The sequence below is a fragment of the Sutcliffiella sp. NPDC057660 genome, from assembly GCF_042800035.1.
Lineage (GTDB): Bacteria > Bacillota > Bacilli > Bacillales > Bacillaceae_I > Sutcliffiella_A.
Window position 1 is genome coordinate 95,146 of record NZ_JBHVHV010000016.1, and the last position, 23,521, is coordinate 118,666.

General features: G+C 43.3%; 28 protein-coding genes. 14 read left to right on the forward strand and 14 right to left on the reverse strand.

Annotated elements, in window-relative coordinates; all coding sequences use genetic code 11:
* Nucleotides 1-185 precede the first annotated feature (185 nt).
* Together ACFVAD_RS18475 and ACFVAD_RS18480 are read left to right on the forward strand one after the other, a co-directional pair.
* Entirely contained in the window at nt 186-1,301 is a 1,116-nt protein-coding gene (locus tag ACFVAD_RS18475; RefSeq protein ID WP_386643437.1) for a histidine kinase N-terminal domain-containing protein, read from the forward strand.
* 25 nt (nt 1,302-1,326) lie between these two features.
* On the forward strand, nt 1,327-1,653 hold the full coding sequence (locus ACFVAD_RS18480; protein WP_386643440.1) for a YnfA family protein: 327 nt from the start codon (nt 1,327-1,329) through the stop codon (nt 1,651-1,653).
* 45 nt (nt 1,654-1,698) lie between these two features.
* Here the strand turns inward: ACFVAD_RS18480 and ACFVAD_RS18485 are convergent, their stop codons facing one another.
* On the reverse strand, nt 1,699-2,457 hold the full coding sequence (locus tag ACFVAD_RS18485) for a potassium channel family protein (protein ID WP_386643442.1): 759 nt from the start codon (nt 2,455-2,457) through the stop codon (nt 1,699-1,701).
* 608 nt (nt 2,458-3,065) lie between these two features.
* Between ACFVAD_RS18485 and nhaC the strand changes: the two genes are divergently transcribed.
* Nucleotides 3,066-4,463 carry a Na+/H+ antiporter NhaC gene (gene nhaC / locus ACFVAD_RS18490; RefSeq protein ID WP_386643444.1) on the forward strand — a complete coding sequence of 466 codons (1,398 nt, stop codon included), beginning with the start codon at nt 3,066-3,068 and terminating at the stop codon, nt 4,461-4,463.
* Between the two features lie 203 nt (nt 4,464-4,666).
* Here nhaC and ACFVAD_RS18495 read toward each other — a convergent pair whose 3' ends face one another.
* Nucleotides 4,667-6,175 carry a gluconokinase gene (locus ACFVAD_RS18495; RefSeq protein WP_386643447.1) on the reverse strand — a complete coding sequence of 503 codons (1,509 nt, stop codon included), beginning with the start codon at nt 6,173-6,175 and terminating at the stop codon, nt 4,667-4,669.
* Nucleotides 6,176-6,757: 582 nt separating this feature from the next.
* On the opposite strand from ACFVAD_RS18495, the gene ACFVAD_RS18500 reads away from it, so the two are divergent.
* Complete coding sequence (locus tag ACFVAD_RS18500; RefSeq protein WP_386643450.1) at nt 6,758-7,273, forward strand: DoxX family protein; 516 nt, start codon at nt 6,758-6,760, stop codon at nt 7,271-7,273.
* 51 nt (nt 7,274-7,324) lie between these two features.
* Here ACFVAD_RS18500 and ACFVAD_RS18505 read toward each other — a convergent pair whose 3' ends face one another.
* The 5 genes from ACFVAD_RS18505 to ACFVAD_RS18525 form a co-directional block, all read right to left on the reverse strand.
* A complete protein-coding gene (locus tag ACFVAD_RS18505) occupies nt 7,325-7,522 on the reverse strand; it encodes a YfhD family protein (RefSeq protein ID WP_386643453.1) in 198 nt (65 codons plus the stop codon).
* Nucleotides 7,523-7,637: 115 nt separating this feature from the next.
* Nucleotides 7,638-7,760 carry a YfhE family protein gene (locus tag ACFVAD_RS18510; RefSeq protein ID WP_386643456.1) on the reverse strand — a complete coding sequence of 41 codons (123 nt, stop codon included), beginning with the start codon at nt 7,758-7,760 and terminating at the stop codon, nt 7,638-7,640.
* 325 nt (nt 7,761-8,085) lie between these two features.
* Complete coding sequence (locus ACFVAD_RS18515; RefSeq protein ID WP_386643458.1) at nt 8,086-8,646, reverse strand: GNAT family N-acetyltransferase; 561 nt, start codon at nt 8,644-8,646, stop codon at nt 8,086-8,088.
* 236 nt (nt 8,647-8,882) lie between these two features.
* On the reverse strand, nt 8,883-10,010 hold the full coding sequence (locus tag ACFVAD_RS18520; protein WP_386643461.1) for an amidohydrolase: 1,128 nt from the start codon (nt 10,008-10,010) through the stop codon (nt 8,883-8,885).
* Nucleotides 10,011-10,035: 25 nt separating this feature from the next.
* Nucleotides 10,036-10,947, reverse strand: a complete 912-nt coding sequence (locus tag ACFVAD_RS18525; protein WP_386643463.1) for a TIGR01777 family oxidoreductase — start codon at nt 10,945-10,947, stop codon at nt 10,036-10,038.
* Nucleotides 10,948-11,063: 116 nt separating this feature from the next.
* Between ACFVAD_RS18525 and recX the strand changes: the two genes are divergently transcribed.
* A complete protein-coding gene (gene recX, locus ACFVAD_RS18530) occupies nt 11,064-11,867 on the forward strand; it encodes a recombination regulator RecX (protein WP_386643466.1) in 804 nt (267 codons plus the stop codon).
* Between the two features lie 58 nt (nt 11,868-11,925).
* On the opposite strand, the gene ACFVAD_RS18535 is transcribed toward recX, so the two are convergent.
* Complete coding sequence (locus ACFVAD_RS18535) at nt 11,926-12,585, reverse strand: SDR family NAD(P)-dependent oxidoreductase (protein ID WP_386643469.1); 660 nt, start codon at nt 12,583-12,585, stop codon at nt 11,926-11,928.
* Between the two features lie 107 nt (nt 12,586-12,692).
* Here ACFVAD_RS18535 and ACFVAD_RS18540 point away from each other — a divergent pair, with 107 nt between their 5' ends.
* Nucleotides 12,693-13,025 (forward strand): YfhH family protein, encoded by a 333-nt coding sequence (locus tag ACFVAD_RS18540; RefSeq protein ID WP_386643472.1) that lies wholly within the window; start codon nt 12,693-12,695, stop codon nt 13,023-13,025.
* A 200-nt stretch (nt 13,026-13,225) separates the two neighbouring features.
* Here the strand turns inward: ACFVAD_RS18540 and ACFVAD_RS18545 are convergent, their stop codons facing one another.
* Both ACFVAD_RS18545 and ACFVAD_RS18550 read right to left on the reverse strand, forming a co-directional pair.
* On the reverse strand, nt 13,226-13,396 hold the full coding sequence (locus ACFVAD_RS18545) for a YpzG family protein (protein ID WP_204414752.1): 171 nt from the start codon (nt 13,394-13,396) through the stop codon (nt 13,226-13,228).
* A 28-nt stretch (nt 13,397-13,424) separates the two neighbouring features.
* Nucleotides 13,425-13,589 carry a small, acid-soluble spore protein K gene (locus tag ACFVAD_RS18550; RefSeq protein WP_204414750.1) on the reverse strand — a complete coding sequence of 55 codons (165 nt, stop codon included), beginning with the start codon at nt 13,587-13,589 and terminating at the stop codon, nt 13,425-13,427.
* 122 nt (nt 13,590-13,711) lie between these two features.
* Between ACFVAD_RS18550 and ACFVAD_RS18555 the strand changes: the two genes are divergently transcribed.
* Nucleotides 13,712-14,008, forward strand: coding sequence for a YfhJ family protein (locus ACFVAD_RS18555; protein ID WP_386643476.1), 297 nt, complete (start codon nt 13,712-13,714; stop codon nt 14,006-14,008).
* Nucleotides 14,009-14,050: 42 nt separating this feature from the next.
* Here ACFVAD_RS18555 and ACFVAD_RS18560 read toward each other — a convergent pair whose 3' ends face one another.
* Nucleotides 14,051-15,031 (reverse strand): metal-dependent hydrolase, encoded by a 981-nt coding sequence (locus ACFVAD_RS18560; RefSeq protein ID WP_386643479.1) that lies wholly within the window; start codon nt 15,029-15,031, stop codon nt 14,051-14,053.
* 89 nt (nt 15,032-15,120) lie between these two features.
* Between ACFVAD_RS18560 and ACFVAD_RS18565 the strand changes: the two genes are divergently transcribed.
* Nucleotides 15,121-15,441, forward strand: a complete 321-nt coding sequence (locus ACFVAD_RS18565; protein WP_386643483.1) for a hypothetical protein — start codon at nt 15,121-15,123, stop codon at nt 15,439-15,441.
* A 15-nt stretch (nt 15,442-15,456) separates the two neighbouring features.
* Nucleotides 15,457-16,557: an A/G-specific adenine glycosylase gene (gene mutY / locus ACFVAD_RS18570; protein ID WP_386643486.1), complete on the forward strand. Its 1,101-nt coding sequence runs from the start codon at nt 15,457-15,459 to the stop codon at nt 16,555-16,557.
* A 197-nt stretch (nt 16,558-16,754) separates the two neighbouring features.
* On the opposite strand, the gene ACFVAD_RS18575 is transcribed toward mutY, so the two are convergent.
* Entirely contained in the window at nt 16,755-16,979 is a 225-nt protein-coding gene (locus ACFVAD_RS18575) for a hypothetical protein (RefSeq protein ID WP_204414744.1), read from the reverse strand.
* Nucleotides 16,980-17,312: 333 nt separating this feature from the next.
* Here ACFVAD_RS18575 and fabL point away from each other — a divergent pair, with 333 nt between their 5' ends.
* The 5 genes from fabL (at nt 17,313) to ACFVAD_RS18600 (ending at nt 21,397) form a co-directional block, all read left to right on the forward strand.
* The gene (gene fabL / locus ACFVAD_RS18580; RefSeq protein ID WP_386643489.1) at nt 17,313-18,062 is read left to right on the forward strand and encodes an enoyl-[acyl-carrier-protein] reductase FabL; all 750 of its coding nucleotides are present in this window, start codon (nt 17,313-17,315) and stop codon (nt 18,060-18,062) included.
* Between the two features lie 82 nt (nt 18,063-18,144).
* On the forward strand, nt 18,145-18,348 hold the full coding sequence (locus tag ACFVAD_RS18585; protein WP_386643492.1) for a gamma-type small acid-soluble spore protein: 204 nt from the start codon (nt 18,145-18,147) through the stop codon (nt 18,346-18,348).
* Between the two features lie 209 nt (nt 18,349-18,557).
* Nucleotides 18,558-18,809 (forward strand): YgaB family protein, encoded by a 252-nt coding sequence (locus tag ACFVAD_RS18590; RefSeq protein ID WP_386643494.1) that lies wholly within the window; start codon nt 18,558-18,560, stop codon nt 18,807-18,809.
* A gap of 175 nt (nt 18,810-18,984) precedes the next feature.
* Complete coding sequence (ntdP, locus tag ACFVAD_RS18595) at nt 18,985-19,515, forward strand: nucleoside tri-diphosphate phosphatase (RefSeq protein WP_204414740.1); 531 nt, start codon at nt 18,985-18,987, stop codon at nt 19,513-19,515.
* Nucleotides 19,516-19,651: 136 nt separating this feature from the next.
* Complete coding sequence (locus ACFVAD_RS18600) at nt 19,652-21,397, forward strand: ABC transporter ATP-binding protein (protein ID WP_386643498.1); 1,746 nt, start codon at nt 19,652-19,654, stop codon at nt 21,395-21,397.
* A gap of 218 nt (nt 21,398-21,615) precedes the next feature.
* Here the strand turns inward: ACFVAD_RS18600 and ACFVAD_RS18605 are convergent, their stop codons facing one another.
* Both ACFVAD_RS18605 and ACFVAD_RS18610 read right to left on the reverse strand, forming a co-directional pair.
* A complete protein-coding gene (locus tag ACFVAD_RS18605) occupies nt 21,616-22,713 on the reverse strand; it encodes an FUSC family protein (protein WP_386643501.1) in 1,098 nt (365 codons plus the stop codon).
* 206 nt (nt 22,714-22,919) lie between these two features.
* Complete coding sequence (locus ACFVAD_RS18610; RefSeq protein ID WP_386643504.1) at nt 22,920-23,411, reverse strand: CBO0543 family protein; 492 nt, start codon at nt 23,409-23,411, stop codon at nt 22,920-22,922.
* Nucleotides 23,412-23,521 lie beyond the last annotated feature (110 nt).

Consider the following 23,521-nt stretch of genomic DNA (forward strand, 5'->3'; position numbering starts at 1 on the left):
TAGAATAATATATCCGAACTCCATCGTCAAGAATTAAGTTGCAAATTTTACAAATAATTCATCATGATTCTAAACTCCTGAAATTGTAAGGAGAAAAGTAGGGAAGCAGCGCACAAAAGTCCTATTATTTTCACGAATTCTGTTATGATGTAAGAAAGAAAATAATAATAAAGGGTGACTGGTTGATGATGGATGCTTCGGAAAAATTAACATTATTTTTAGAAAAGAACGCAGAAGAATATATACTTAATTGGCGCAAAAAAAGTGTTGTTTCCGAAGATGATCCTTATAGGGAAGAAGTGATTCGTAACGGTACCCAGATGTTTAAGCTTGTTAAAATGGCGCTTATAGAGCCATTTAAAGACGAAGAAATGAAGCAGCTTGCCTATAAACTGGCAAGGGAACGGGTAGAGGCGAATGTTAATATCAGTGAGTTTGTCTATAACGTTAATATCGGGAAAAGTGAGATTATCAGATGGGTAGGAAATTCTGGAATCGACCTCCACGATTTGCGTCCGCTTTTTGAGAAAATCAATACGCTATTTGATGAATTTTCCTATCATACTGTGAGGAAATATACAGAAATCAAGGAACAGCAGCTCCAGGAAAAGAATTCCTATATCCATCAGACCCACAAGGAGCGTCTCACCATTTTGGGACAGATGAGCTCAAGTTTTGTTCATGAATTTCGTAATCCCCTTACAGCCATAATTGGTTTTACGAAGCTGCTTCAGAATGATTACCCTCATTTGCCTTATCTAGACATCATGCAGCATGAACTGGATCAATTGAACTATCGAATTTCACAATTTCTGCACGTTTCACGAAAAGATTTGATTGAAAGCAGGAAGGAGGAAGTCAACCTGTCCTTTTTGCTACAGGAGCTGACAGAGTTTTTATATCCCAGTCTATTGAGTGGGGACGTTACCCTTGAGTTGGATGCCGATCCGACGCTGACCGTTAACGGCAACAAGGATGAACTCAGACAGGTATTTTTGAATCTTATCCTGAATAGCATTGATGCGCTTCAGCAAAAGAAAGATCTACGGCTGATTAAAGTTGAATGTAAGGCAGTGCAACATGCTATTGAATTGAAAATTATCAACAATGGCCCGAAAATAACAGAAGATGTGATTCATGCCATCTTTGAACCATTTTTTACAACAAAGGACCTTGGAACTGGAATAGGACTCTATATCTGCAAAAAACTCATCGAGAAGCATGATGGAGAGATCTATTGCCATTCTACGGAAGAGCAGACAAGCTTTGTTTTAAAGGTGCCGGTGTTTGTGAAAGTTTGAAACCAGATAGAGGAAGTGTTGGTATTTGCTGAACACCATTATCTTATTTTTATTAGCAGGATTAGCGGAAATAGGAGGGGGATATCTGATCTGGCTCTCATTACGGGAAAGCAAGCCGTGGTATTGGGCCGTTTTCGGAGGCGGAGCGCTTGTCCTTTATGGAATAATTGCAACCTATCAGGCCTTTCCGACTTTTGGACGGGTCTATGCTGCGTATGGTGGGGTATTTATCGTTCTATCCGTATTATGGGGGTGGGGAATCGACAGAAAGGCCCCCGACCTCTACGATTGGATCGGAGCAGGAATCTGCCTGATCGGTGTCTCTGTGATGCTCTTTTCGCCAAGGTCATAAAAAATCTTTTAAAAGCAAAAAAGGGCGAATCGATCAGCCCTTTTTTTATGCGGAAAAATCTACTGCCATATTGGAAACCACTTCATTGGAAAGGATGAATTCGTCGACTTTGACATGGGCAAAGCTTCTTAGGTGCTCTTCCTTTTGGACTTCAATGATGGTTTTCGTGTTAGGAGCATACTGCTCGACAGACGCAGCCAAAATCATCGTTTTCCCGTCCACAAGCAGGGGATTATCAATTTTATCGTCTGCAAAAATGATGACGGATTTTGCTTCCTGTACATTGGCCATATCTACAACCGATTTTGTAGCCGCATCACCAGAGATGAAATGAACTCTGTCGTGAATAAATGGCTCTTTTTCCAAGTCATCAATGATGACCACTTCGCACTTCTGTTTGTTAAGTATTCCCTTAATGGCATACTCGGACTTCTTGGACCAGCCGATGATGACGATATGATTCTTTCCCTTAAACTTCAATTTTCCTTCCCCCTTCAATCGTTTGAACGTACTGAATGAATCCACAATCTTCCCGATGACGACCCCCAAGATCCCGATTCCGATTATGTATAGTACCATCGCAAACACCCTTCCGGCTACAGAGGTCGGATAAAAGTCTCCATATCCCACTGTTGTCATGGTGGTCATTACCCACCACAACGAATCAAACCAACTAGGATAGGTGTCTGGCTCCAATGCTCTCATGACGATTGTGCTGACCCCGATCGTCAGAACAGTCATAAAAAATAGGAAAACATTATTTATTTTGTTGATGCTATTGATGAACTTCCGAAAAATAAGCACAAAAATCTATTCCTCCCTTTGCCATTTATCTGCACTCCTTTATGTTCTCCATAAACAATCCATATCCTCTAAATAGATGAAAAGTCCTATAAAATAGGAAATGAGGTTGTAGAAACTGGTCAATTCTGGCGTCCGGGGAGGGTGATGCTTTAGTGCTTTAATACGGAGCGGGTCAGGCACCTTATTAAAATTTCCCATTGACAAGCCCTAGAATCTATAATATCTTTAAACATATACTTTAACACCTAAAAGCGTTTAAGCGTTTAAGTGTGTTAGCGAACTTTTTTTAGAGGTTAGTTGAGCCGAGTAGAGCAATGGAATATAGGAAGATAGCGTTTGTATTTAGTAGTCTATCATGTGGGCAGCAAGCAGAGACTAGATGGGTAGTGTGAATCTAGGCCAGTGATGGATGAATTACCGTACATAGTTTTCAGGAGCTATTGATTTTACTGAGTGAGCAAAGTATTTTTGCTAATTAGGGTGGTACCGCGGAGTTTCTTCGTCCCTTAGTTTCTAGGGAATGGAGGGGCTTTTTTTATTGGCTTGATCATGTGAGTGAACTATTAGATGTAGGACAAACTATTTTTATAACAACTGGAGGATTCAACATGGAACAACATCATACAGCATTTCGTATCCGCCGTTTTGAGGCGATCGGCATTATTGCACTTATTTTATTAATTATCGGGATTTCATTATTTACATTTAAAGCGGAGCCGCACATTCCCATCTTTGTGGCTATCATCGTGCTGATGGTATACGCTTTGATTAAGAAGCTGTCCTGGACATTTATTGAAGAGGGATTGAAAAGCGGCCTGAAGGAAGGGCTCATTCCGATTTTCCTATTTATTCTGATTGGAATATTGATAGGGGTGTGGATGCTGTCCGGCACCATTCCGACTTTCATTTTCTTCGGCAGCCAAATCATTTCGGTGGATTTCTTTTTACCAAGCGTGTTTATCGTGACTGCAATCATCGGGACCTGTATCGGCAGTGCTTTTACGACGGCATCGACTGTTGGCGTTGCGTTCATCGCACTTGGTACGGCAATGGGCTTTAATCCGGCCATTGTGGCTGGTGCCATTATCTCAGGAGCGTTTCTAGGAGATAAAATGTCCCCTTTATCGGATACAACGAATATTGCATCGGCTGTCTGCAAGGTGGACCTGTTCGACCATATCAAGCATATGCTGTGGACGACGGTTCCAGCATTTATAATATGTGTCGTGTTGTTCAGCATTATCGGGAAACCCGCTGAGCTCGGGGCGGTGGGAGAGGTTTCCGAGCTTCCACAAAAACTGAAAGCGGCCGGATTGGTTCATCCGCTTGCCTTGCTGCCGGCAGTGATCATGTTCGGCCTTGCCATGAAAAGAGTACCGGCGATCTTTGTCATGATCATTGGTATTCTGACTGGAACAGTAGTGGCATTTATTCTTCAACCTGAAACGACCATCACGCAGCTCATGAATGTGATGCAAAATGGCTATAAGAGTGAAATAGGGGAGGAAAGCATCGATAACATACTTTCTCGCGGTGGCATTCAAAGCATGATGTGGTCCGTTTCCCTGGTGCTATTGACATTGAGCATGGGCGGACTGATCCAGAAGCTTGGTATCATCAATAGGGTGATGCTGATGCTGCAATCCTTCATTTCATCAACTGGAAAGCTGGTCGTCGCGGCTGTTGCAACCGCAATCGGAGTGAATGTCACGATAGGGGAGCAATACATGTCCATCATTTTGACAGGTCATGCCTTTGAAAAGGAATTTGAAAAGCAGGGCATCTCCAAAAAGAACCTCGCCCGGGTTTTAGAGGATGCAGGGACTGTCATCAATCCCCTGATCCCATATGGAGTCAGTGGCGTATTCATGGCAGGTGTACTTGGAGTGCCGGTTTTGGAATACCTGCCATTTGCATTCTTCTGTCTGCTCAGTCCGTTGATCAGCGTGTTTTATGGGTTTACGGGAATAAGTATCAAAAAGCGCGACCGCGTTGAAGAAGCATAATATAGGGGAATCGTATCGAACAGTCTCATGGAGGCGGTTTGATACGATTTTTTGTTTTTAAAGAGGAAATATGTGATCCGGCTGATATAGCAACCAAATAATGCTTCCCCGCTTAACCTAGTCACCCTATAGTTGCTACTGCACATCAAAAATCGCAAAAAAGCCTTTCAGCAGGAAGAAATTCCGCAAAAGGCTAAAAAATTCTATTGCTGCAAGCGATCCAAATCCGCAAACAATGGTTTATTTTTCACGTAGAGCTCCTTGAAAAGGTGATAATGCTCCTCGTAGATGACGACGTTTTTTACAGAAGGTAGAACCTCCTGCTGGATAGGAATATATTGCTTGATTTCATCCATGGAGTTCACCTTCCCTAGCGCATAGAGCCCAAGCCACGCTGCCCCCCATGCGATTGCGTGGTCACTTTTTGGAAGCAGGACGGTTTTATGAAAGATGTCAGCTGTCATCTGCACCCAGAGTGGGGAGTGGACAAAGCTGCCGCTGATGAGAAGTTTCTTGGTTGGCCCTGCTTTCTCTGTTAACGCTTCCTGTATCTCATACATATTAAAAATTACACTTTCCATCACGCTACGGATCATATCGGCACTATTATGGGAAAGCGTCAGCCCGATCCAGCCGCCTTTTGCTTTGGCATTCCATTTTGGCGCGCGTTCCCCAGCTAGATAGGGCATAAAGAAAAGGCCGTTCGCACCAGCACTTGATGTGGCAGCCAGAGATTCCAGGTCAGCCGTCTCAATGGTATCCCTTTTGGTGAGGGTGGAAAATTGTCGTGCAAGCCATTTTAGGGCAGCTGTTCCATTGTTCGAAGCACCGCCAATAATGCTGTGCTCTTTTGTGAAAATATATTGAAAGGTACGCTTTTGATCATCTGTTTTGCGTTCTGTTGTAAATCTTCTTATCGCTCCACTCGATCCGATTGTTAAGGCTGTTTCAGTATCATGAATGGCCCCGATTCCGATATTGGCCAATACGCCGCCACTTGAGCCGATGATAATGGGTGTTTCAGCTGTCAGCATCAGGTCATCGGCGACCTTTGCTGCTAACGGTCCAACCTGCTCCGTGCATGGGACGACAGTTGAAAGCTGGGTAGGGTGGACGCCTGCAATCGTCAGAGCTTCACTGTCCCACTCAAGAGTATGGATATTAAATAATCCGGTTGCAGAAGCGATGGAATAATCTACCTTCCATTGTCCGCACCATTTGTATATAATGTATTCTTTAATGGATGCGAATCGGCTTGCTTCATAATATGGACCATACTGCGATTCCTTCATCCAGATCAGCTTGACGAAGGGAGACATTGGGTGAACGGGTGTACCGGTATTTTCATATATCCCTTTTCCATATGTCTCATTCATAATGGCAGCCTGCGGATAGCTTCTGCTGTCAGACCAAATTATTAACGGTGAAATCGGTTCGTTTTTTTCATTTATACATAATAAAGAATGCATGGGACTTGAGATGCTTAAGCCGATAATGTCAGAGGCAATGAGATTGTTCTGCCGCATGGAATTGGTAATGGCTTCACGTGCCGCCTTCTCCACTTCCAAAGGATTTTGCTCCGACCAGCTTGGCTTAGGATGATAGGTGGAATAGGCGCATTCATATTCCGAAACAACCTCGCCCTGTGGTGTGAAAATAACTGCGCTTGCGGTGGTTGTTCCGATATCTAGTCCGATCATAAATCTGCTCATAACAACACTCCGTTTGCAATTTCAATGGATACTTCTATTTTACCTTAAATTGGGCAATCTCTCTCTTAGTTTGGCTTATATATTTTTAGTATCACTGGAAAATAGTTAGAAAATTTATAATTATTTAGAAATAGGCAAAAAGCAGCATTAGAGAAAGGGTAAATTTGGTCATTCACAGCGTTTCTCAGAGTTATCAACAAGCAGAAGTGCTGGGAAATAAGATATACACACGTTTATCCACATTATCAACAGGCTAGAGTTCTGTTTTCCACGAAATATTATTCACAATCATAATTTTAAAATATATTGATATAATAGGTCTTATCTAATTTATTAACACTATCCACAAGAGTGTGGACAACATTTGTTAACATATATAAATATTTTGAACTATTTGTGAACTGTTGCTCAAACCTATTGTAAGAACTGGAAAAAAGGATTATAGTAAAGATAGAAAGTAAGTGAAGAATTTCACAAACTTTCTAGGAAAATTTTTCAGCTAGCCGGCTAATCACCAAATTCATATTTTTTTACAGATGTATGTGAAAACATTCACATGCAAAACCTTAGGAGGAATGAGTTATGAAATGGTTAAGAGGACCCCAAATGGCGATTCTATGGACAGTTTTGAGAGTTTGGCTTGGTATTCAATGGTTGAAGGCGGGGCTTCCGAAAATCGGCAGCTTTGATGCAGAAGGATTCTTACACGGTGCCATTGCAAAAGCGGAGGGAGCACACCCCGCAGTCCAAGCATGGTATGCCGGATTCCTTGAAAATGTGGCATTGCCAAACGTAGCCTTGTTCAACATTCTCATCCCATGGGGGGAAGTATTAGTCGGAATAGCACTCATCCTTGGCCTAGCGACCGTACCGGCATTGATAGCAGCAGCATTCATGAACTTGAACTTCCTGTTGGCCGGTACCGTAAGCACGAACCCGATCCTATACACTGCAGCGATCCTCCTACTGGCAGCAGGTGCAGCGGCTCACTTCTACGGTGTAGATAGATTTGCAATTCGAGTGTTGAAGGAAAAAATGGAGGAGCGACGAAAAGACAAGGATCATGGAATGAACAACAAACACGTGACTACACATTAAATAAAAGGCATCACCCAATTTGATGGGTGGTGCCTTCGTCTTTCATCTTGCCTATTTGAATGTATCCTTTTTGCTGTTGCGTTTAATGCCTGCAGCTGCTGCACGGGCCTGAGCTTCTAAAATCTCGTTATCTGCACCGTGTTCTTTTGCAAACTCAGCATCTTGGTTTGCAGTCTTCATGTTTTTTGGTACTTGGGGAAGAGAAGATTTATTCTTACCACCTGATTTGTGTCCACGTGAACGACCCATTCGAATCCCTCCAGAGACGGTGATGGACATAAGAAGATACCCTTCATGTCCTCCACTGTAGCTTCACCAATAAACCTTATCGTGATAAGAGGGAGTTAATGGTTGTTAACTTGTTTTAACGGCGCTTCTGCGAATAGCCGCCAACGCGATCAGCCGCTTTGAATTCTCTGGAGTAGGTCACTTCCTGCATGCTGCTTAATGAGTTTTTTACTCTTTCTTTTCGTTTCTTTTCAACCATTTCAAAACCCTCCTTAGAATATGTACTATCTACAGTTTCCTCTAAAGTGTGGGAAAATATACTAATTAAATGTAGGCTCTGTTAAACATCGCTGTTGATTTCCGCAAAAGGCTGCGCTTTCCGCGGGGCGTTGATGGAATGCTCCTCGGCTTCGCCTGTGGGGTCTCCACTAAACGCCATCTCCCGCAGGAGTCTCCGCCTTTTGCTCCAATCAACAGTTAGATTCTTCTTAAATCAACACAGACAGTAACAGAGCCAAAATATAAAAATGGGGCCTGACCTTCAACGCTTTAAAGCGTTGAGGGTCAGGCCCCGTTATGGTTAACTAAGCTTCGCGGAGCTGATGCTCTTCGACAACTTCGTGGTGCGTACGCATTTTGTTTAGGGTATATAGATCTTTTGAGATTTCGTATAGGTTGTAGATGTCTTCGCCGCCGTTGATCTCGTCAAGGAGGCTTTTGCGCGTTTCGTTAGCCAGGACTACATAAGGTAGCTTTTCCGCAGCTTTCATGGAACGGATGTTCACTTTGCGTATGCGCATGAAAATGGATTGGATATCCAGTTCGTAGAAAAGCTCATCAAAGAACTGATCCTTTGCAATCTGATTGTAGCCTTTGCCGTGGTATGGCTTGCCCAGCCATGTTCCAAGAAATCCGGCTCCGTCCTGTACATCAAAAAGATTGATTGTCCCAATTGGAGTGCCCCATTCATCAAGAATGGTACGTGAAATCAATTCTCCGCGCTCTTCCGCTTCGATTGTCTGCTTTGTCAAGAATACAAACTCATCGTGGGAATACGCTTTTTGACGCACAAAAGGGAAGACTTCAGGGTGCACCATCAACTCATAAAGAGTCTGAGATTCGTGAGTATCACGTTTTTTAAGCATGTCTTATCCCTCCAATTGAGGGCAGAAATGTCACGTAACGTGAAGACTGGCCCACCCTCGAAATTTTTTAAATTACAAAAAATTTCGGGGTGGGAATCGAACCCACTAGAACCAGATAAAACTGGTGGCGCACCATTTGCCTTCCCTAACATTTTAGAAACAAATTGTTAGTTGATTTAATTTTGTTTACTTACGTATCATACTCGATTCTATTTGAAAAAGATACTACTTTTTTGTTAAATTTTTTGGTAAATTATTTCACCTTCAACCATTGTCACGACAGGCTTTGCGAGGAATTGGAAAGGGTGATGGGACCATAGGACCAAATCGGCATCCTTGCCAATTTCAATGCTCCCGACCCGGTCCGCTACATCAATGTTTTTTGCAGCCGTGATCGTAATTCCTTCCAGTGCTTTTTGCTCATCCAATCCCTCTCTCACTGCCAGGGCGGCACAGACATTCAAGTACTGAACCGGAGTATATGGATGATCGGTGGTAATGGAAACCTCGACACCATTGTCAGCGAGACTTTGATAGGTCTTCCAGCTTTTATTTTTCAGCTCGATCTTGGACTTGCGGGTAAGGGTAGGTCCGACACAGACTCGCAAATTTCTGTCTTTGAGTTCGTCTACAATCAAATGCCCTTCTGTACAGTGTTCAATCGTAAATCTGAGATCGAATTCCTCTGCAAAACGGATACCGGAAATGATATCATCCGCTCTGTGAGCATGGATTTTTACGGGAATCTTACGTTCCAATGCCATAATGATTGGCTTGACTCGCAAGTTATCCGTATTATCGTAGTGCCTAGCTTGATGGAACGCTTCACGAAGCATGCCCATAATACCCATTCTTGTGATGGAATCCTTGTTGCCGTGACTGTGGATTCGCTTTGGATTTTCCCCAAAAGCGACCTTCAATCCGGCAGTCTCCTTCAACAGCATCTTTTGAATATTAACACCACGAGTTTTGATGACAGAGGTGGTGCCGCCTATCACATTGGCGCTCCCGGGCATAATATGAACGGTTGTCACACCTGCCCCGATCGCGTCCTGGAAACCTTGATCAAGGGGATGCACCCCGTCCAATGCCCGAATGTGGGGCGTTAGCGGCTCGATGGTTTCATTGGCATCATTGCCGGCCCAGCCCGTTCCTTCATCATAAAGGCCAAGATGTGTATGGACATCAATAAAACCGGGGAACAGATACTTCCCCCTACATTCAATAACTACCCCTTCAGGCGGGAGCGGTAAACCGATTCCTATCTCCATTATCTTACCGTTTTCGACTCTCACATCTGCATCGTATAGAGGCGGTGAGGTGATCGGATAGATGGTTGCATGCTTAAAAATAACTATATTCATTATGAAGCTCCTACTTTTTTTGTCTTTATTTTGATTGTAATATGTCGGACAGAGCGTCATCAAGATGAATATAAAAGAATTTATAGCCGTACTGCTCCAGTTTTTTCGGCAGCACTTTTTGTCCCTCCAACACAAGCTCACTCATCTCACCTAAAGCGATTTTAAGAGCAAAGCCGGGAGTCGGGAACCAATGCGGACGGCCCATCACTCTCCCAAGTGTTTTCCCGAAATCCTTCATTTTCATCGGGGAGGGAGCAGTAACATTGACGGGGCCATCCAATTCCTTGTTTTCCAGACAGAAAGCAATGGCACCGACAACATCCTTGATGTGCACCCATGACATCCATTGCTCACCGGTTCCAATTTTTCCGCCAACGAACATTTTATAAGGGAGAAGCATTTTTGGAAGGGCGCCTTCCTCTTTATCTAATACGATCCCGAATCGGGTAAAGACGGTTCTGACTCCAAGCTGCCTGGCATGCTCCGCTTCCTTTTCCCACGCAAGGACTGTTGACGCCAAAAAGCCGGATCCTGGCGTGGTATCACTTTCGGTAAAGGTTTTGTCTTCGCTGTTTCCGTAATAACCTATGGCACTTGCGTTGACCAGGACCCCCGGTTTTTCTCCGAGTGATCCAATTATACGGTTGATCTCTTTGGTGGAGGAGATTCTGCTCTCGACAATTCTGCGTTTTTGATCATCGGTCCATCGTCCACTGTTGATGGATTCCCCAGCCAGATTGACAAAAGCCTCGATTCCTTCCAATTCTTTTTCCGGAGTGGTGCCATCTTTTAGCCACTCCACGAACCGTACTTCAGGTTTTTGCTTTTTATTCGAGCTGTTTCGCGTTAAAATATATAGATGATGTCCTTTTTCCACTAAATAGTCCGTCAAGGCTGATCCTACAAGCCCAGTTCCGCCTGCAATCGCGATCTTCATCTCATTCATCCTCTCTTTCTAAAATATCTTACTTATACTATTAGTCCTTTTCCCTAAATATCCTTTATTCAATACGTACCAATGTGCTACATACCAAAAACGGGGTGAAAAACGCTATGCAAAAAATTACGAAAATATCGGTTCAGCAAAAAAACAAGGAACGCTTCAATATTTTTCTTGACGGAGAATACGCATTTGCAGTTTATGAGTCGACACTCCTGAAGTTCCAGCTTGTAAAAGGAAAAGAAATCGATGAGCTTGATATAGAAGAAATCCTTTACAGCGACCAGATCAATAAGGCCTATTTGTCAGCTGTACATTACCTTTCCTTCCGGATGAGAACGGAGAAGGAGATAGAGGTGTATCTGAATGAAAAGGAAATCGAACCGTTTGTCATAAAAGAAATCATCGTCAAGCTGAAGGAGCAGAGCTATTTGAATGATGCAGAGTTTGCAGTTGCCTATGTCCGGACCCAAGTCCAGACCACTTTAAAGGGAAGACAGGTCATTTCACAGGAGTTGATGGAAAAAGGGGTGGCAAAAAATACGATTGAAGACGCCCTAATGGAATACAGCGAAGAAGAGGAGCTTGAGCATGCGATAAAATTGGTCCATAAATACAGTCCGAAATATAAAAACGATGCCTTTAAAATCATGATCCAGAAGGTGGAGCAGGCATTGATGAGAAAGGGCTATTCTTTTTCTGTCATCAAGGTGGCCATAGAGGAAGCTTCCCTTGCAGAGGATGATTCTGAAGAATGGGACGCGATTAACAAGCAGGCGGACAAATACCATCGCAAATACGCGAAGCTTGAGGGCTATGAGTATAAGATGAAAATGAAGGGAGCCCTCTACCGCAAGGGCTTCACAATGGATTTGATTGATCGGTGGCTTGAGGAAAACGAAGCGGCTGAATACTAACAAGGAGGTCTTCATCTAACTGAAGACCTCTTTGTTAGTATAGTACTTTCAAGATTCCTTACACATTAATCTCCAACTGACTGTCCTGACTGATAATAATCTCGGCCACCTGCTGTGGTGATTTCAGGCGTGACTTGTCCTTGATGTGGTCTGTTTCATCCCAGAATGGCGTGTCCATGCCTCCCATATAAGTGGCTGTAATGGTAACCCTGCCTTCGAGCTCCTTTTGAAGACTCTCGGTAAAGCCGCGTACGGCAAACTTGCTTGCTACATACACGCTTTCATTGACCTTCCCTTTTTGCCCTGCAGTCGAGATGATGTTCATGATCTTCGGCTCGTTCTGTTCCAACAGGTGAGGAAGAAATTCTTTTGTCAGATATATGGTGCCAAGAACATTGGTCTGTACGGCAAGGTCTATTTCCGCTATTGATAACTCCGTTAAAGGACCAAAGCAGCCGGCGCCGGCATTATTGATAAGAAAGGATACAGAATGATTTTTTATGATGGCGGAAACTGCCTTTTGGATAGATTCATGCTTGGTCAGGTCAAGGGTGAAGACCTCAGCATGGCCTCCCCCTTGAAGGATAAGCTGTTGTACCTCTTTTAAAGGCGCTTCCCGTCTTCCTGTCAGGATAATCTTATGCCCTTTTTTCGCATATCCAAGTGCAAGTTCTTTACCCAGACCTGTCCCGGAACCAGTAATAAGAATGGTTTTCATGTTGTGCAACACTCCTCTATGTATTATCCTTCTGAGGCAATTTCGCTTTGTTTTGCCAAATAACCGTGCTATTCTTACTTTATATAGAAAATGTAGGGGGAAAGCAAGTGGAACAGGATAAACGATACAGCCAAATGACACCGCATGAACTGCATCAGGAGATTTCAACATTGAAGGAAAAGGCGCGAAAAGCAGAGCAGCTCGGCATAGTCAATGAATTTGCCGTACTCGAACGAAAGATAACAATGGCAAAAGCATATATGCTTAATCCGGATGACTACAAGTCTGGAGAGATGTACGAAATTGAAGGGGACCCTGGTGTATTCTTTGAAATAGATTATATGAATGGTGTGTTTGCATGGGGGCACAGAGTTCGCGGAAACGTGGTCAGCAGGGACGAAGAGGGACTGCCGATATCGATGTTAATGAAAAAAGAGTAGCAGAGAGGGGATATGCCTCTTTTGCTACTCTTTTACAGTTATGCTGTTTTCGCATACATTGTTGTTTTTGACGTATGCAACATACACACGCAATATACTTTACTTTCGTGCTCTTTTCCGGTTTGTTCGCTTTTTTTATTTGAATTTTTTGTTCTTATAACAAGGACAAAAAATTCAAACTTTAGGAAAAGAGCCTACAGTTAAGATCTTTTGCGGGTCTGAACTTCCAGGATCTGCGTATTTTGGGCCTGTGTTGTCTGGCCGTTCACTTGGTTATACGCATGCTTCACGCTCGCAAAAGGCTGTGGAAACGGATTTGCTTTTGTTGCGGATTGATTGTTATAAAAGGCTCTACCTGATTGTTTGCCCATGCTAAGTCCCTCCTAGGATAGAAGAAATCTAATAGGTGCCATCTTCCCTTGCGCCGGACGCACGCATTCTCTCTTGAGGATGTGTGTTGATCGTCCCATTCGCGCGTTTAGATGCAAACTCGGCTTTTGCTCTGCCTTCCCCTTCAAACTTATTGTCATTCGGGTTAGGAAAGTTCTTCGCTTTGTTCCTCAATCGTATCGCCTCCCTTTAGATAGGGGCCAGACCCTCTTAGCGCTTTAAAGCGGTGAGGGTCAGGCCCCTATCATTAATATTGGATTTTCACCCCCGAAATATGTGATGATAGGGACAGTCAAATGAAACCAGAAGAGGTGTTTTTATTGGAAGAATATTTTGAGCGCCTGGCAGAGCAGCTTTTGGGGAAGAATCCTGCGTTGACGTATGAAAAGGCCCGTACGTGGGTCGAGCTTTTGTGGGAGGATTTTGAGAGCACCTATGCAAAAGCCGGATATGAGTATAAAGGAAAAGAAATGACTGAAAGAATGGTGGCGAGCATCATTGACCGTCACGGCGAGACACTTCATGAGTTCCTTTCGACAAACCCGAAGTACAAGCATTTGCTCGAGGCCGGTGGAGATTCGATTTCCCATTAATAAATACCCGATCCTGGAATGAGTAGGATCGGGTCATTCTTTTTAATTTGGAATAATCTCCAACTTTTCTCTAAGCTTATCCTCACTGAATATCCACCCTGTGTAGGAGCTGACGATATGGAGATCCAGGTCGAGCTGTACCACTGCAACGAATGGATAGTAGTCCTTGCTTCGATAGCGAAGATCGATAAAGCGGACTTCGTAATGATCCGAGAATTCCTCCATCTCCCAACGATAAACAGGGGAAAAGGATAGAAATGCCGAGACGTTGTCATCGAATTTTGCCGCCTCGATGACGGCAGTCTCAGGTAAAGGCACCTTTTCAAACGTATCATGAATGATGATTTGATTCTTCACCGCACGGGCCACATAGAAGCTCTCTTTTGCCGTAATGGCCAAATGCCATTGATTGAAATACAGAGTTGGCGAGATAATGGTATTCGTCATGTTCGGAATCACATTCCGCACCTGCTGGATCACCCTTTGCTGCATCCAGTACCTAAGCACATAATATCCGACAAGTATGATGTAAATTACCAGGAAGGTGTAACCTGGATGAAAACCGAATCCCCACAGTATAAATCCAACGATATGCAGACTGAAGATTATCGGGTCAAATGTATTGATGATTCCAAGCGCCACCCACTTATGTGTAAAAGGACGGAGCGCCTGTGTTCCATAAGCGTTGAAAATGTCGACAAAAACATGCAGGATTACGGCTATAAATGTCCAAATCCATAGATAGAGCAAATCCGCTTGTGGGATGAATGCATAGATTCCAGCAGTGATAGCAAGTGGCCAAAGGCAAACTGCCGGGATGGAATGTGTGATGCCACGGTGATTTCGTATATATTTTGCATTGTTTTTCAATTTTAGAATCGTATCCATGTCAGGAGCCTGCGACCCGATGATAGCTCCAATCATTATCGCTGTAGCGGTTTCGGGATTGCTTGCAACATAAGGATCGATGGTCGCCATGGATCCAAGTGCTATTCCCATCACCACATGTGTTCCAGTATCCAATGGTCGGCCTCCTTTATAGTGTGACTTTTCACCTTGCTGTACGAACTTTCTTTTCTTGTTATTGTTAAACAAAAGGGGTGTTTTCAAACATGGTAACAAAACCGTTGCAAATTTTCATCGAATATCCTATAAAGGATACTGTCATACAAAAATATGAAGCGACGATGAAAAATGTCATTGGTGTCATGAAAGAACTTGGTGCAAAAGAGATTCGCTGGACGAAAATATCATACCAGAACAGCGGCAACACTTATTACACGGAAACTTTTCTATTGCCGACAGAGTCTCATTATTTTGCAATGAAGGAGCTGAGGGCTTCGGCAATTGATGGAGTATTCCATGACCTCTCACAATGTATGGATACAAGAAGAGGTGCGATACAATACATCGGTTTAAAAATTATAAGCTAATCCCGGAGGTTTATTTTGGATAACAAACAAACACAACACGAGTTGCTTAAGGGTTTTGAGATTGCCGGCTTTCGCAACGATCTAATCAATTGGTTCATTCAGGAACAACGTGATCTGCCTTGGAGAAAGGATCAGGATCCCTATAAGGTATGGGTTTCCGAAATCATGCTCCAGCAAACAAAAGTAGATACAGTCATTCCTTATTTTAATTCCTTTATTGAACAGTTCCCAAACATTGAAAGTTTAGCGAACGCTGCTGAGGATAAGGTGCTTAAGGCGTGGGAGGGGCTAGGATATTACTCGCGCGCACGAAATCTGCAGAGTGCAGTTCGGGAGGTCCACGAGCGCTATGGTGGTGTCGTCCCGAATAATGCGGCAGAGATCTCAACCTTAAAAGGTGTGGGCCCCTATACGACAGGTGCAATTTTGAGCATCGCCTATGGAGTGCCGGAGCCGGCTGTCGACGGTAATGTCATGAGGGTGCTTTCCCGTGTGCTGCATATCAGAGAGGATATCGCCAAACCGAAAACGCGGAAGCTGTTTGAAGCGGTGATCAGGGACTTGATTTCCCGCGATAACCCATCATTCTTTAATCAGGGGCTGATGGAGCTCGGTGCGATCGTTTGTACGCCGACATCGCCGTCCTGTATGCTTTGTCCTGTGCAGGAGCATTGCCGGGCATTTCATGAGGGAGTCCAGAGGGAGCTACCGATTAAGTCCAAGAAGAAATCTGCTAAGCAGGTCTCTCTCATTGCTGGGATTTTCAAAAATGAAGACGGGCGATATCTGATTCATAAAAGACCGAGTGAAGGGCTGCTTGCTAACTTATGGGCTTTTCCGAATTTCATTAAATTGGACGAGCTTGGTACTTCCAAACAGCAGCTTGAGAGTCTGATGAAGACAGAGTATGGTCTCGAAGTGGAGATGGGGGACTATCTCTGTGATATCCGCCATGTCTTTACTCACCTGGTGTGGGATATCAACGTGTATGTTGGCAGGTTTCATGGAACACCGCCAGCGGATCGCAAGGATGTTGTGCTCGTCACGGAGGAAGAGATGCTGGAATATGCTTTCCCGGTCTCGCATCAGAACATGTGGAAAGAGTATAAAAAGTGATTTTATGAGGGTCTGCCCTTTGATGGGGCGGGTCTTTTTTTTGGGGGGGAAGCGGAATCGCTAGAACATGGACAATATCGCTAGAAAGTAATGAATAATCGTTAGAAGTTACGTAAAAATCGCTAGAAGGTGCATAGATGGCACGGCGAACACTCATTGGCAACAAATAATGCCCGCCGTATTCTGCAAAAAAAGGCTCAATCGTAGCTCATTCTCGTTCCATGCGTATAATCCGCTTCATTCCGCGTCAAACCGCCGCGTGCTTCGATTTCTTCAACGATCTCGCGATGAATGCTCTGTCCTTCCACATTCAGATATGGAACCATCTGTTGTAGGGAGTGGTGGAAATATGCCAACTCGCTGTCCTTCCAATCCTTTTTTGCCATCATGGATAGTTCGGTCATGTCTCTGCCTACGTACATGGTTTGTCCCTCCTCTATAGATGAGAATCTTTCAAGGTCCTCTTTATTAAAGGCTATTTTCGCATACATTGTTGCTTTTGACGTATCCAACGTAAACACGTAATAAACTTTGCTTTCGTGCTCTTTTCCCGTGGAATAGATATATTTTCTCTTTGAATAAAAGGGGGCGAAATGCTGTAAAAAATCCAAAAGCCGATTTTTTACGGTCAAAAGCAATAAACTTTACGAAAAGAGCCTTATTAAAAATCTACCCCTTTATTGTTCGATGAAACAAATAAGACTATACTGAAAGATATTACGTAAGTTTTTTTTACATAAAGGAGTGCATTGTATATGACTGAAAAAGTTGCTTTAGTTACAGGAAGCAGTAGAGGAATAGGGAAAAAGATTGCCCTTGAGCTGGCAAAGCAGGGCTATAACATTGTGATCAATTATAACCGCAGCAAAACGGCGGCACAGGAAACGGCTACGGAAATCGAACAGTTGGGTGTGAAAACGCTGATAGTCAAAGCGAACGTAGGACAGCCGGAGAAAATCAGGGAAATGTTTGTGAAGATCGATGAGGAGTTTGGCCGCCTAGACCTATTGGTGAGCAATGCAGCATCAGGTGTTCTTCGTCATGTGATGGAGCTGGAGGAATCTCACTGGGATTGGACAATGAATATAAACTCCAAGGCACTCCTTTTCCTCGCGCAGGAAGCCGCTAAGCGCATGGAGGCTGTTGGAGGAGGGAAAATTGTCAGCATCAGTTCATTGGGTTCCATCCGCTATTTGAAGAACTATACGACTGTTGGTGTGTCCAAAGCTGCAATCGAAGCGCTGACCCGTTACCTGGCAGTGGAACTGGCAGACAAGAATATTGTAGTCAATGCTGTTTCAGGTGGAGCGGTGGATACGGATGCACTGAAGCATTTCCCGAACCGTGAAGAATTACTGGAGGATGCGAAGAAAAATACTCCTGCAGGGCGAATGGTGGAGCCGGAAGATCTGGTTAACACCGTATTGTTCCTTCTATCCGATCAGGCAAGCATGATTCGTGGCCAGACAATCATTGTGGACGGAGGAAGGTCCCTACTCGTCTAAAATATACCAAAAGAATTTTTAAATTTTTTGACATAGTTTTATCACCTCTTGGTTATCTTAAAATTCGTGGAGGTGATAAACAATGGCAAACAACAACCAACAAAACCAAGCAGGTAAAACTGCATCTGGTACTAGCGTACAACACGTAAAACAACAAAACGCTTCTCAAAACCAACAACAACAGTATGGTGCTGAGTTCGCGAGCGAAACTAACGCTCAACAAGTAAGACAACAAAACGCTCAATCTCAAGCGCAGAAAAACCAACAAAACCAACAAAACTCTTAATATGTAACAAATCAGGGCACTCCTTATCCTACCGATGGGGAGTGCCCTTCGTCGTGGTCGAGGAGAAAATTCCTGCCGGGGTCTGGCCCCCTATTGAAAAATTTTTTATATCGACAAAAGTTCTAATGTGTCTACAGATGTTGTCAAAGGGTTTGAGGAGTGGGGAAAGAATGTTACATAGGAAGAGATTAGAGCTGGGAGGAATGTGCATGGATAGGTTTGATTTGGCGGTGGCGGAGCAGTTGAAGACGATGGATAGGCTGCTGTATTTGCAGTCTGAGATAGAACGGTGCCAGAAGGTGGAGCGTCAGCTTAATGATATTCAGGAGGCGGCCTATAAGCTGAGAGCGCTTAAAGATGATATTGCGCAGATGAAAAAGGATCTGAGGGACATTCAGCTGATATTTGAAAATCAGACAGAGGAAGCGATAAAATCCTACCATTTTCAGGAATTAAGCTGAAATCTGTACCCGAATCGGTAAAATACTAATGAAAAGCATGAATAATATCCAAAAAGGGGCATCTTCTCTCATAGAAAGATGGCTCTTTTGTTTTAAAATCTGGTAGTTACCGTTATAATAATAAAAAAGGTTGCTTTTTAGAGATGGGCGGCACAAATGAAAGAAGGGGAGAAGGATGGGTTGTCCCAAAGAAGGAGAAACGATTCAAATACATAGTTACAAGCACAACGGACTCATTCACAGAGTGTGGGATGAGACTACTGTGTTAAAAGGGACGCAAAACCTTGTTATTGGTGGAAACGATAAAACAATTGTAACGGAATCAGACGGGAGAACTTGGGTGACAAGGGAGCCTGCAATTTGTTATTTCCATGCTAGACATTGGTTTAACATCATTGGCATGATCAGAGAAGATGGTGTGTATTATTATTGCAATATCAGCTCACCATTCATAGCAGATGATGAAGCGGTTAAATATATTGATTATGACCTGGATATTAAAGTATTTCCGGATATGACGTTTATTTTGCTCGACGAGGATGAATATGAAAAGCACCGCAATGAGATGAAATATCCAGATGTCATTGACAAGATCCTTAAGACGAACGTAAACACGTTGATTTCGTGGATACGACAGAGAAAAGGTCCTTTTGCACCAGACTTTATCGACCTATGGTATGAGCGCTATTTAACTTACCGTGGATAAATAGGCATGGCGTATAAAAAGGCGGCTGGTACAAGTATTTTTGCACTTGCCAGGCCTTTTTTGTGTTTATTTGGATGAATTGATCACAATAGAAAAAACTAGATGGAAAGAGCCTTTCCAAGGAGGAGAAATACCTTTGAGCAGTGTGAAGCGGTACATGAAATTTGTCAAACCGTATCGGTGGCAAATTGTCGGTACCATCCTTATAGGACTAATGAAATTCGGTTTGCCCTTATTGATACCTTTATTATTGAAATATATTGTGGACGACATTCTACTGACAGATGGCAGATCTGCAACGGAAAAAACAAATGAACTGCTCCTGATAATGGGGTCGATCTTTGCTGTCTTCCTTGTACTACGACCACCAATAGAATATTACAGACAATATTTCGCCCAATGGACAGCGAGCAAAATTCTATATGACTTGCGGGACAAGCTGTTTGATCACATTCAGCGATTAAGCCTCCGATTCTATTCAAACAATCGTGCAGGTGAAATCATTTCGCGTGTCATTCATGATGTGGAACAAACAAAGAACTTTGTCATTACGGGATTGATGAACTTTTGGTTGGACCTCGCTACCATCCTTGTAGTCATCATCATCATGTTCCAGGTCGATTTTTCCTTGACGCTTGTGTCTATTATGCTCTTCCCTTTGTACGGCTTTTCCATAAAGTACTTTTATAGCCGCTTAAGGGAATTGACCCGTGTCCGTTCCCAGGCATTGGCCGAGGTTCAAGGGCATCTGCATGAAAGGGTCCAAGGGATGCCGGTCATTCAAAGCATGGCCATTGAGGATTACGAACAGGAGCAATTTCAAAAGCAGAACAGTAATTTCCTGACCAAAGCCCTTGTACATACTAGCTGGAACGCCAAAACATTTGCTGTAGTCAATACAATCACCGATATCGCACCGCTTTTGGTAATCGGCTATGCAGGTTACCAGGTAATTAACGGAGGATTGACTGTCGGGGAGATGGTCATGTTTGTGGCATATATTGACCGCCTTTACAATCCATTAAGACGTCTCATCAATTCGTCGACGACTTTAACCCAGTCACTTGCTTCAATGGACCGTGTCTTTGAATTTGCGGATGAGAAATATGACATCACCAATAAGACCGATGCAAAAGAAAGCCAGACTGCACGTGGAGATGTCCGATTTGAAAATGTGTCCTTCAGATATGAGGAAAAAGAGTCTTATGTGCTTAAGAATATCAACTTGCAGGTCGATGAAGGGGAAACAATCGCCCTTGTCGGCATGAGCGGCGGCGGAAAGTCGACACTGGTCAGTCTGCTTCCGAGATTCTACGATGTGACGGAGGGTTCCATCAAACTCGATGGAGTGGATATTCGCGATGTAACGGTCCAGTCGCTTCGCAAACAGATCGGAATCGTTCTTCAGGATAATATCCTTTTCAGTGATTCTGTACGAGAAAACATCGCGCTCGGGAAGCCTGATGCCACGATGGAAGAAATCATCGAAGCGGCAAAAGCGGCCAATGCCCACGATTTCATATCCAACCTGCCTGAGGGTTATGAAACGAAGGTTGGAGAACGTGGAGTAAAGCTCTCGGGCGGACAGAAGCAGCGTGTGACAATTGCTCGGGTATTTTTGAAAAATCCTCCGATTCTTGTCATGGATGAAGCGACGTCTGCACTGGACCTGGAAAGCGAGCATCTGATTCAGGAATCGCTTGAGCGTCTTGCGTCTAACCGGACGACATTTGTTGTGGCACACCGATTGTCGACGATTACCCATGCAAGCAGAATCGTCCTGCTGGAGCATGGTGAAATCGTGGAGATCGGAAGCCATGAGGAATTGATGAAAAAGCAGGGGAACTATTATCATCTGTTCAATATTCAGGAGATTGTATAAAAGTAAAGTGTCACATGCCCTTGGCGACGTTTGGTTGCCGGGGGCTTATTTTCTATAACAGATGTGCAAAAGTAGGCATCTTCTGAGGTTTGGCATGAACCCTGCCCAGTTTGGCATCAACTCTCAGTTGTTTGGCACGAACTCACCTCAGCTTGTCGCAAACTCCGCCAAATAATACAAAAAACACTCCCCAATCATTGGGAAGTGCATCATTTAACCTATTCCTCTTCACGCTGCCCTATTTCAAATTCATTTTCGGACTTATGATAGTTCTGGAAGCTGTCAATCAGCTTATTTAAATGTACAAGCTGGTCATTGTAATCGATGATCTTGGAAACGAGCGGGAACAGGTGGTACCAGACGTCGCACTTTACCTCACAGACTTGATACTCCTCTTTATGGAGCATAAATTCATCAATGAACTGCTGTTTATTGAACAATTCCTCTTCGTACATTTCGGATGTATTGTGAAGCTTGATTTTTCCTACAAATTTCAACAGGATCTGTTCATGCAGGTTGACCAGATGATCTAGCTCTGCCTTCAGGTAATGCTGATATTCGCTTGGCATGTGGTGAAGCTCATTTTCCAGACGATGCAGTGTTTTCAATGTATGAAGCGCACGGTTGCTCGTCAAGATCAATTGCCGGAAAATGACAAGCTTCCGGGCCTTGGAGCTTGCACTTTTACTTGTTGGGAAATACGTTCTCTCTTCTTTATATAGTAGGAATAACTGCTCTAATTTCGATAGTCGCTGGCGCAGCATTTCAATATCTGTCTTAAGTAGATTGTGTTCGGAAGCGTGACGCATACTTATACGGATCCATTTTAAAATATCCTCGGTCGTTTCCTTCACCTTATAGTATAGCCTTGTTTCATACTTTGGAGGCAGGAAGATCAGATTCACGAGAAATGCGCATAGGATACCGATCATGACGGTGGAGAAGCGAATCAAGGAGAATTCCAAAAAGTTTTCGCCGGGGCTTTCCATGATCGCGATTACAGTCACCAAAGCTAATGGGATGGTGTTTTCTATTTTCAATTTTAAATTGATTCCAATAACAAAAATTGCGGTCAATCCAATAATGAATGGATCATGGCCGAAAATCAAACCGAAAATGATCGCTAAAAAGGCTCCAATCAGGTTTGCCTGAACGTGTTCAATAATGGATTGGTAGGACTTGTAGATTGATGGTTGGATAGCAAAGATCGCCGCAATTCCCGCAAAGAATGGGGTAGGTACGTCTAGCCATTGCGCTACAAACAATGCGAGCGTGATAGCTATACCGGTCTTGACTATTCTGGCACCAAGTTTCATGGTAAAGTAATTCCTTTCCTGTTCTTCCGAATAATATAACCTACTTTAGTTCAGTTCAAACTTTATGTAAGATTTTCGGAAAATTTGATTGTGTCTTTAGAACACTAATGTACTATACACGGTTTCCATGTGTCCTGCAATAAGTTAATGGAAAATAAAAAAAACAGATCGCCGAAAAATCTGACGTTCTGTTTTCACAGTCGATTTTATTCCAATGTGATTGGTGCTTCCGATGAAGAGTTCCTATTGAATATCTTAACAAGACCAACAAGAGCTCGTATCGTGAACAAGGTGAAATTAACACTTGCAAAAGTATGGAGGATGCTCCATTTTTTCCATTCAAACAGATCTGTCTTTTTCTCCATGAACCATTGCAGGATGCTCATAGGTACACTCCAAGTCATGCTTTTCAATAGTATGTATGGCAGTTTATCATGATAGGTCTGCCTGACCCAAAAGATGCTGAGTAAAGGAAAAAACAATAAATCGTAAAGAATGTTAGTGCTAAAGATTTTTGGCATAGGCCGTATAGGGTATTTTACTCTCCCTGTATTCACCACGAATGTATCAAGCAAGATCGAGAGTACGCCTTTGGAAAAGAAAACTATAAGCATTTCTTTATACTTGGGAGTTTTTACAGCAAAAGGGAACAGGGAAACACATAATAAAAATAGACCGCGAATCATTAATCTTTCCACTAGTATCAACCGCCTTAAATAAGTAATCTTTCTTACTATTTCATTCTGGTCGTGGATTTATCCTAAAGCTCAACAAAAAGAAAAGGTCAGCACCAAATTGGTGACTGACC

Excerpts from the sequence above, each read along its gene's own strand:
- ACFVAD_RS18605 (WP_386643501.1), bottom strand. The coding sequence starts at position 22,713 with ATGAAACTTGGTGCCAGAATAGTCAAGACCGGTATAGCTATCACGCTC.
- ACFVAD_RS18575 (WP_204414744.1), bottom strand. The coding sequence starts at position 16,979 with ATGTACGTAGGCAGAGACATGACCGAACTATCCATGATGGCAAAAAAG.
- ACFVAD_RS18565 (WP_386643483.1), top strand. The coding sequence starts at position 15,121 with ATGGTAACAAAACCGTTGCAAATTTTCATCGAATATCCTATAAAGGAT.
- ACFVAD_RS18495 (WP_386643447.1), bottom strand. The coding sequence starts at position 6,175 with ATGAGCAGATTTATGATCGGACTAGATATCGGAACAACCACCGCAAGC.
- ACFVAD_RS18535 (WP_386643469.1), bottom strand. The coding sequence starts at position 12,585 with ATGAAAACCATTCTTATTACTGGTTCCGGGACAGGTCTGGGTAAAGAA.
- ACFVAD_RS18555 (WP_386643476.1), top strand. The coding sequence starts at position 13,712 with ATGAAACCAGAAGAGGTGTTTTTATTGGAAGAATATTTTGAGCGCCTG.
- recX (WP_386643466.1), top strand. The coding sequence starts at position 11,064 with ATGCAAAAAATTACGAAAATATCGGTTCAGCAAAAAAACAAGGAACGC.
- ACFVAD_RS18520 (WP_386643461.1), bottom strand. The coding sequence starts at position 10,010 with ATGAATATAGTTATTTTTAAGCATGCAACCATCTATCCGATCACCTCA.
- ACFVAD_RS18500 (WP_386643450.1), top strand. The coding sequence starts at position 6,758 with ATGAAATGGTTAAGAGGACCCCAAATGGCGATTCTATGGACAGTTTTG.
- ACFVAD_RS18545 (WP_204414752.1), bottom strand. The coding sequence starts at position 13,396 with ATGGGCAAACAATCAGGTAGAGCCTTTTATAACAATCAATCCGCAACA.
- ACFVAD_RS18475 (WP_386643437.1), top strand. The coding sequence starts at position 186 with ATGATGGATGCTTCGGAAAAATTAACATTATTTTTAGAAAAGAACGCA.
- ACFVAD_RS18525 (WP_386643463.1), bottom strand. The coding sequence starts at position 10,947 with ATGAAGATCGCGATTGCAGGCGGAACTGGGCTTGTAGGATCAGCCTTG.
- ACFVAD_RS18585 (WP_386643492.1), top strand. The coding sequence starts at position 18,145 with ATGGCAAACAACAACCAACAAAACCAAGCAGGTAAAACTGCATCTGGT.
- ACFVAD_RS18515 (WP_386643458.1), bottom strand. The coding sequence starts at position 8,646 with ATGCTTAAAAAACGTGATACTCACGAATCTCAGACTCTTTATGAGTTG.
- ntdP (WP_204414740.1), top strand. The coding sequence starts at position 18,985 with ATGGGTTGTCCCAAAGAAGGAGAAACGATTCAAATACATAGTTACAAG.
- fabL (WP_386643489.1), top strand. The coding sequence starts at position 17,313 with ATGACTGAAAAAGTTGCTTTAGTTACAGGAAGCAGTAGAGGAATAGGG.
- ACFVAD_RS18590 (WP_386643494.1), top strand. The coding sequence starts at position 18,558 with ATGGATAGGTTTGATTTGGCGGTGGCGGAGCAGTTGAAGACGATGGAT.
- nhaC (WP_386643444.1), top strand. The coding sequence starts at position 3,066 with ATGGAACAACATCATACAGCATTTCGTATCCGCCGTTTTGAGGCGATC.
- ACFVAD_RS18505 (WP_386643453.1), bottom strand. The coding sequence starts at position 7,522 with ATGGGTCGTTCACGTGGACACAAATCAGGTGGTAAGAATAAATCTTCT.
- ACFVAD_RS18510 (WP_386643456.1), bottom strand. The coding sequence starts at position 7,760 with ATGGTTGAAAAGAAACGAAAAGAAAGAGTAAAAAACTCATTAAGCAGC.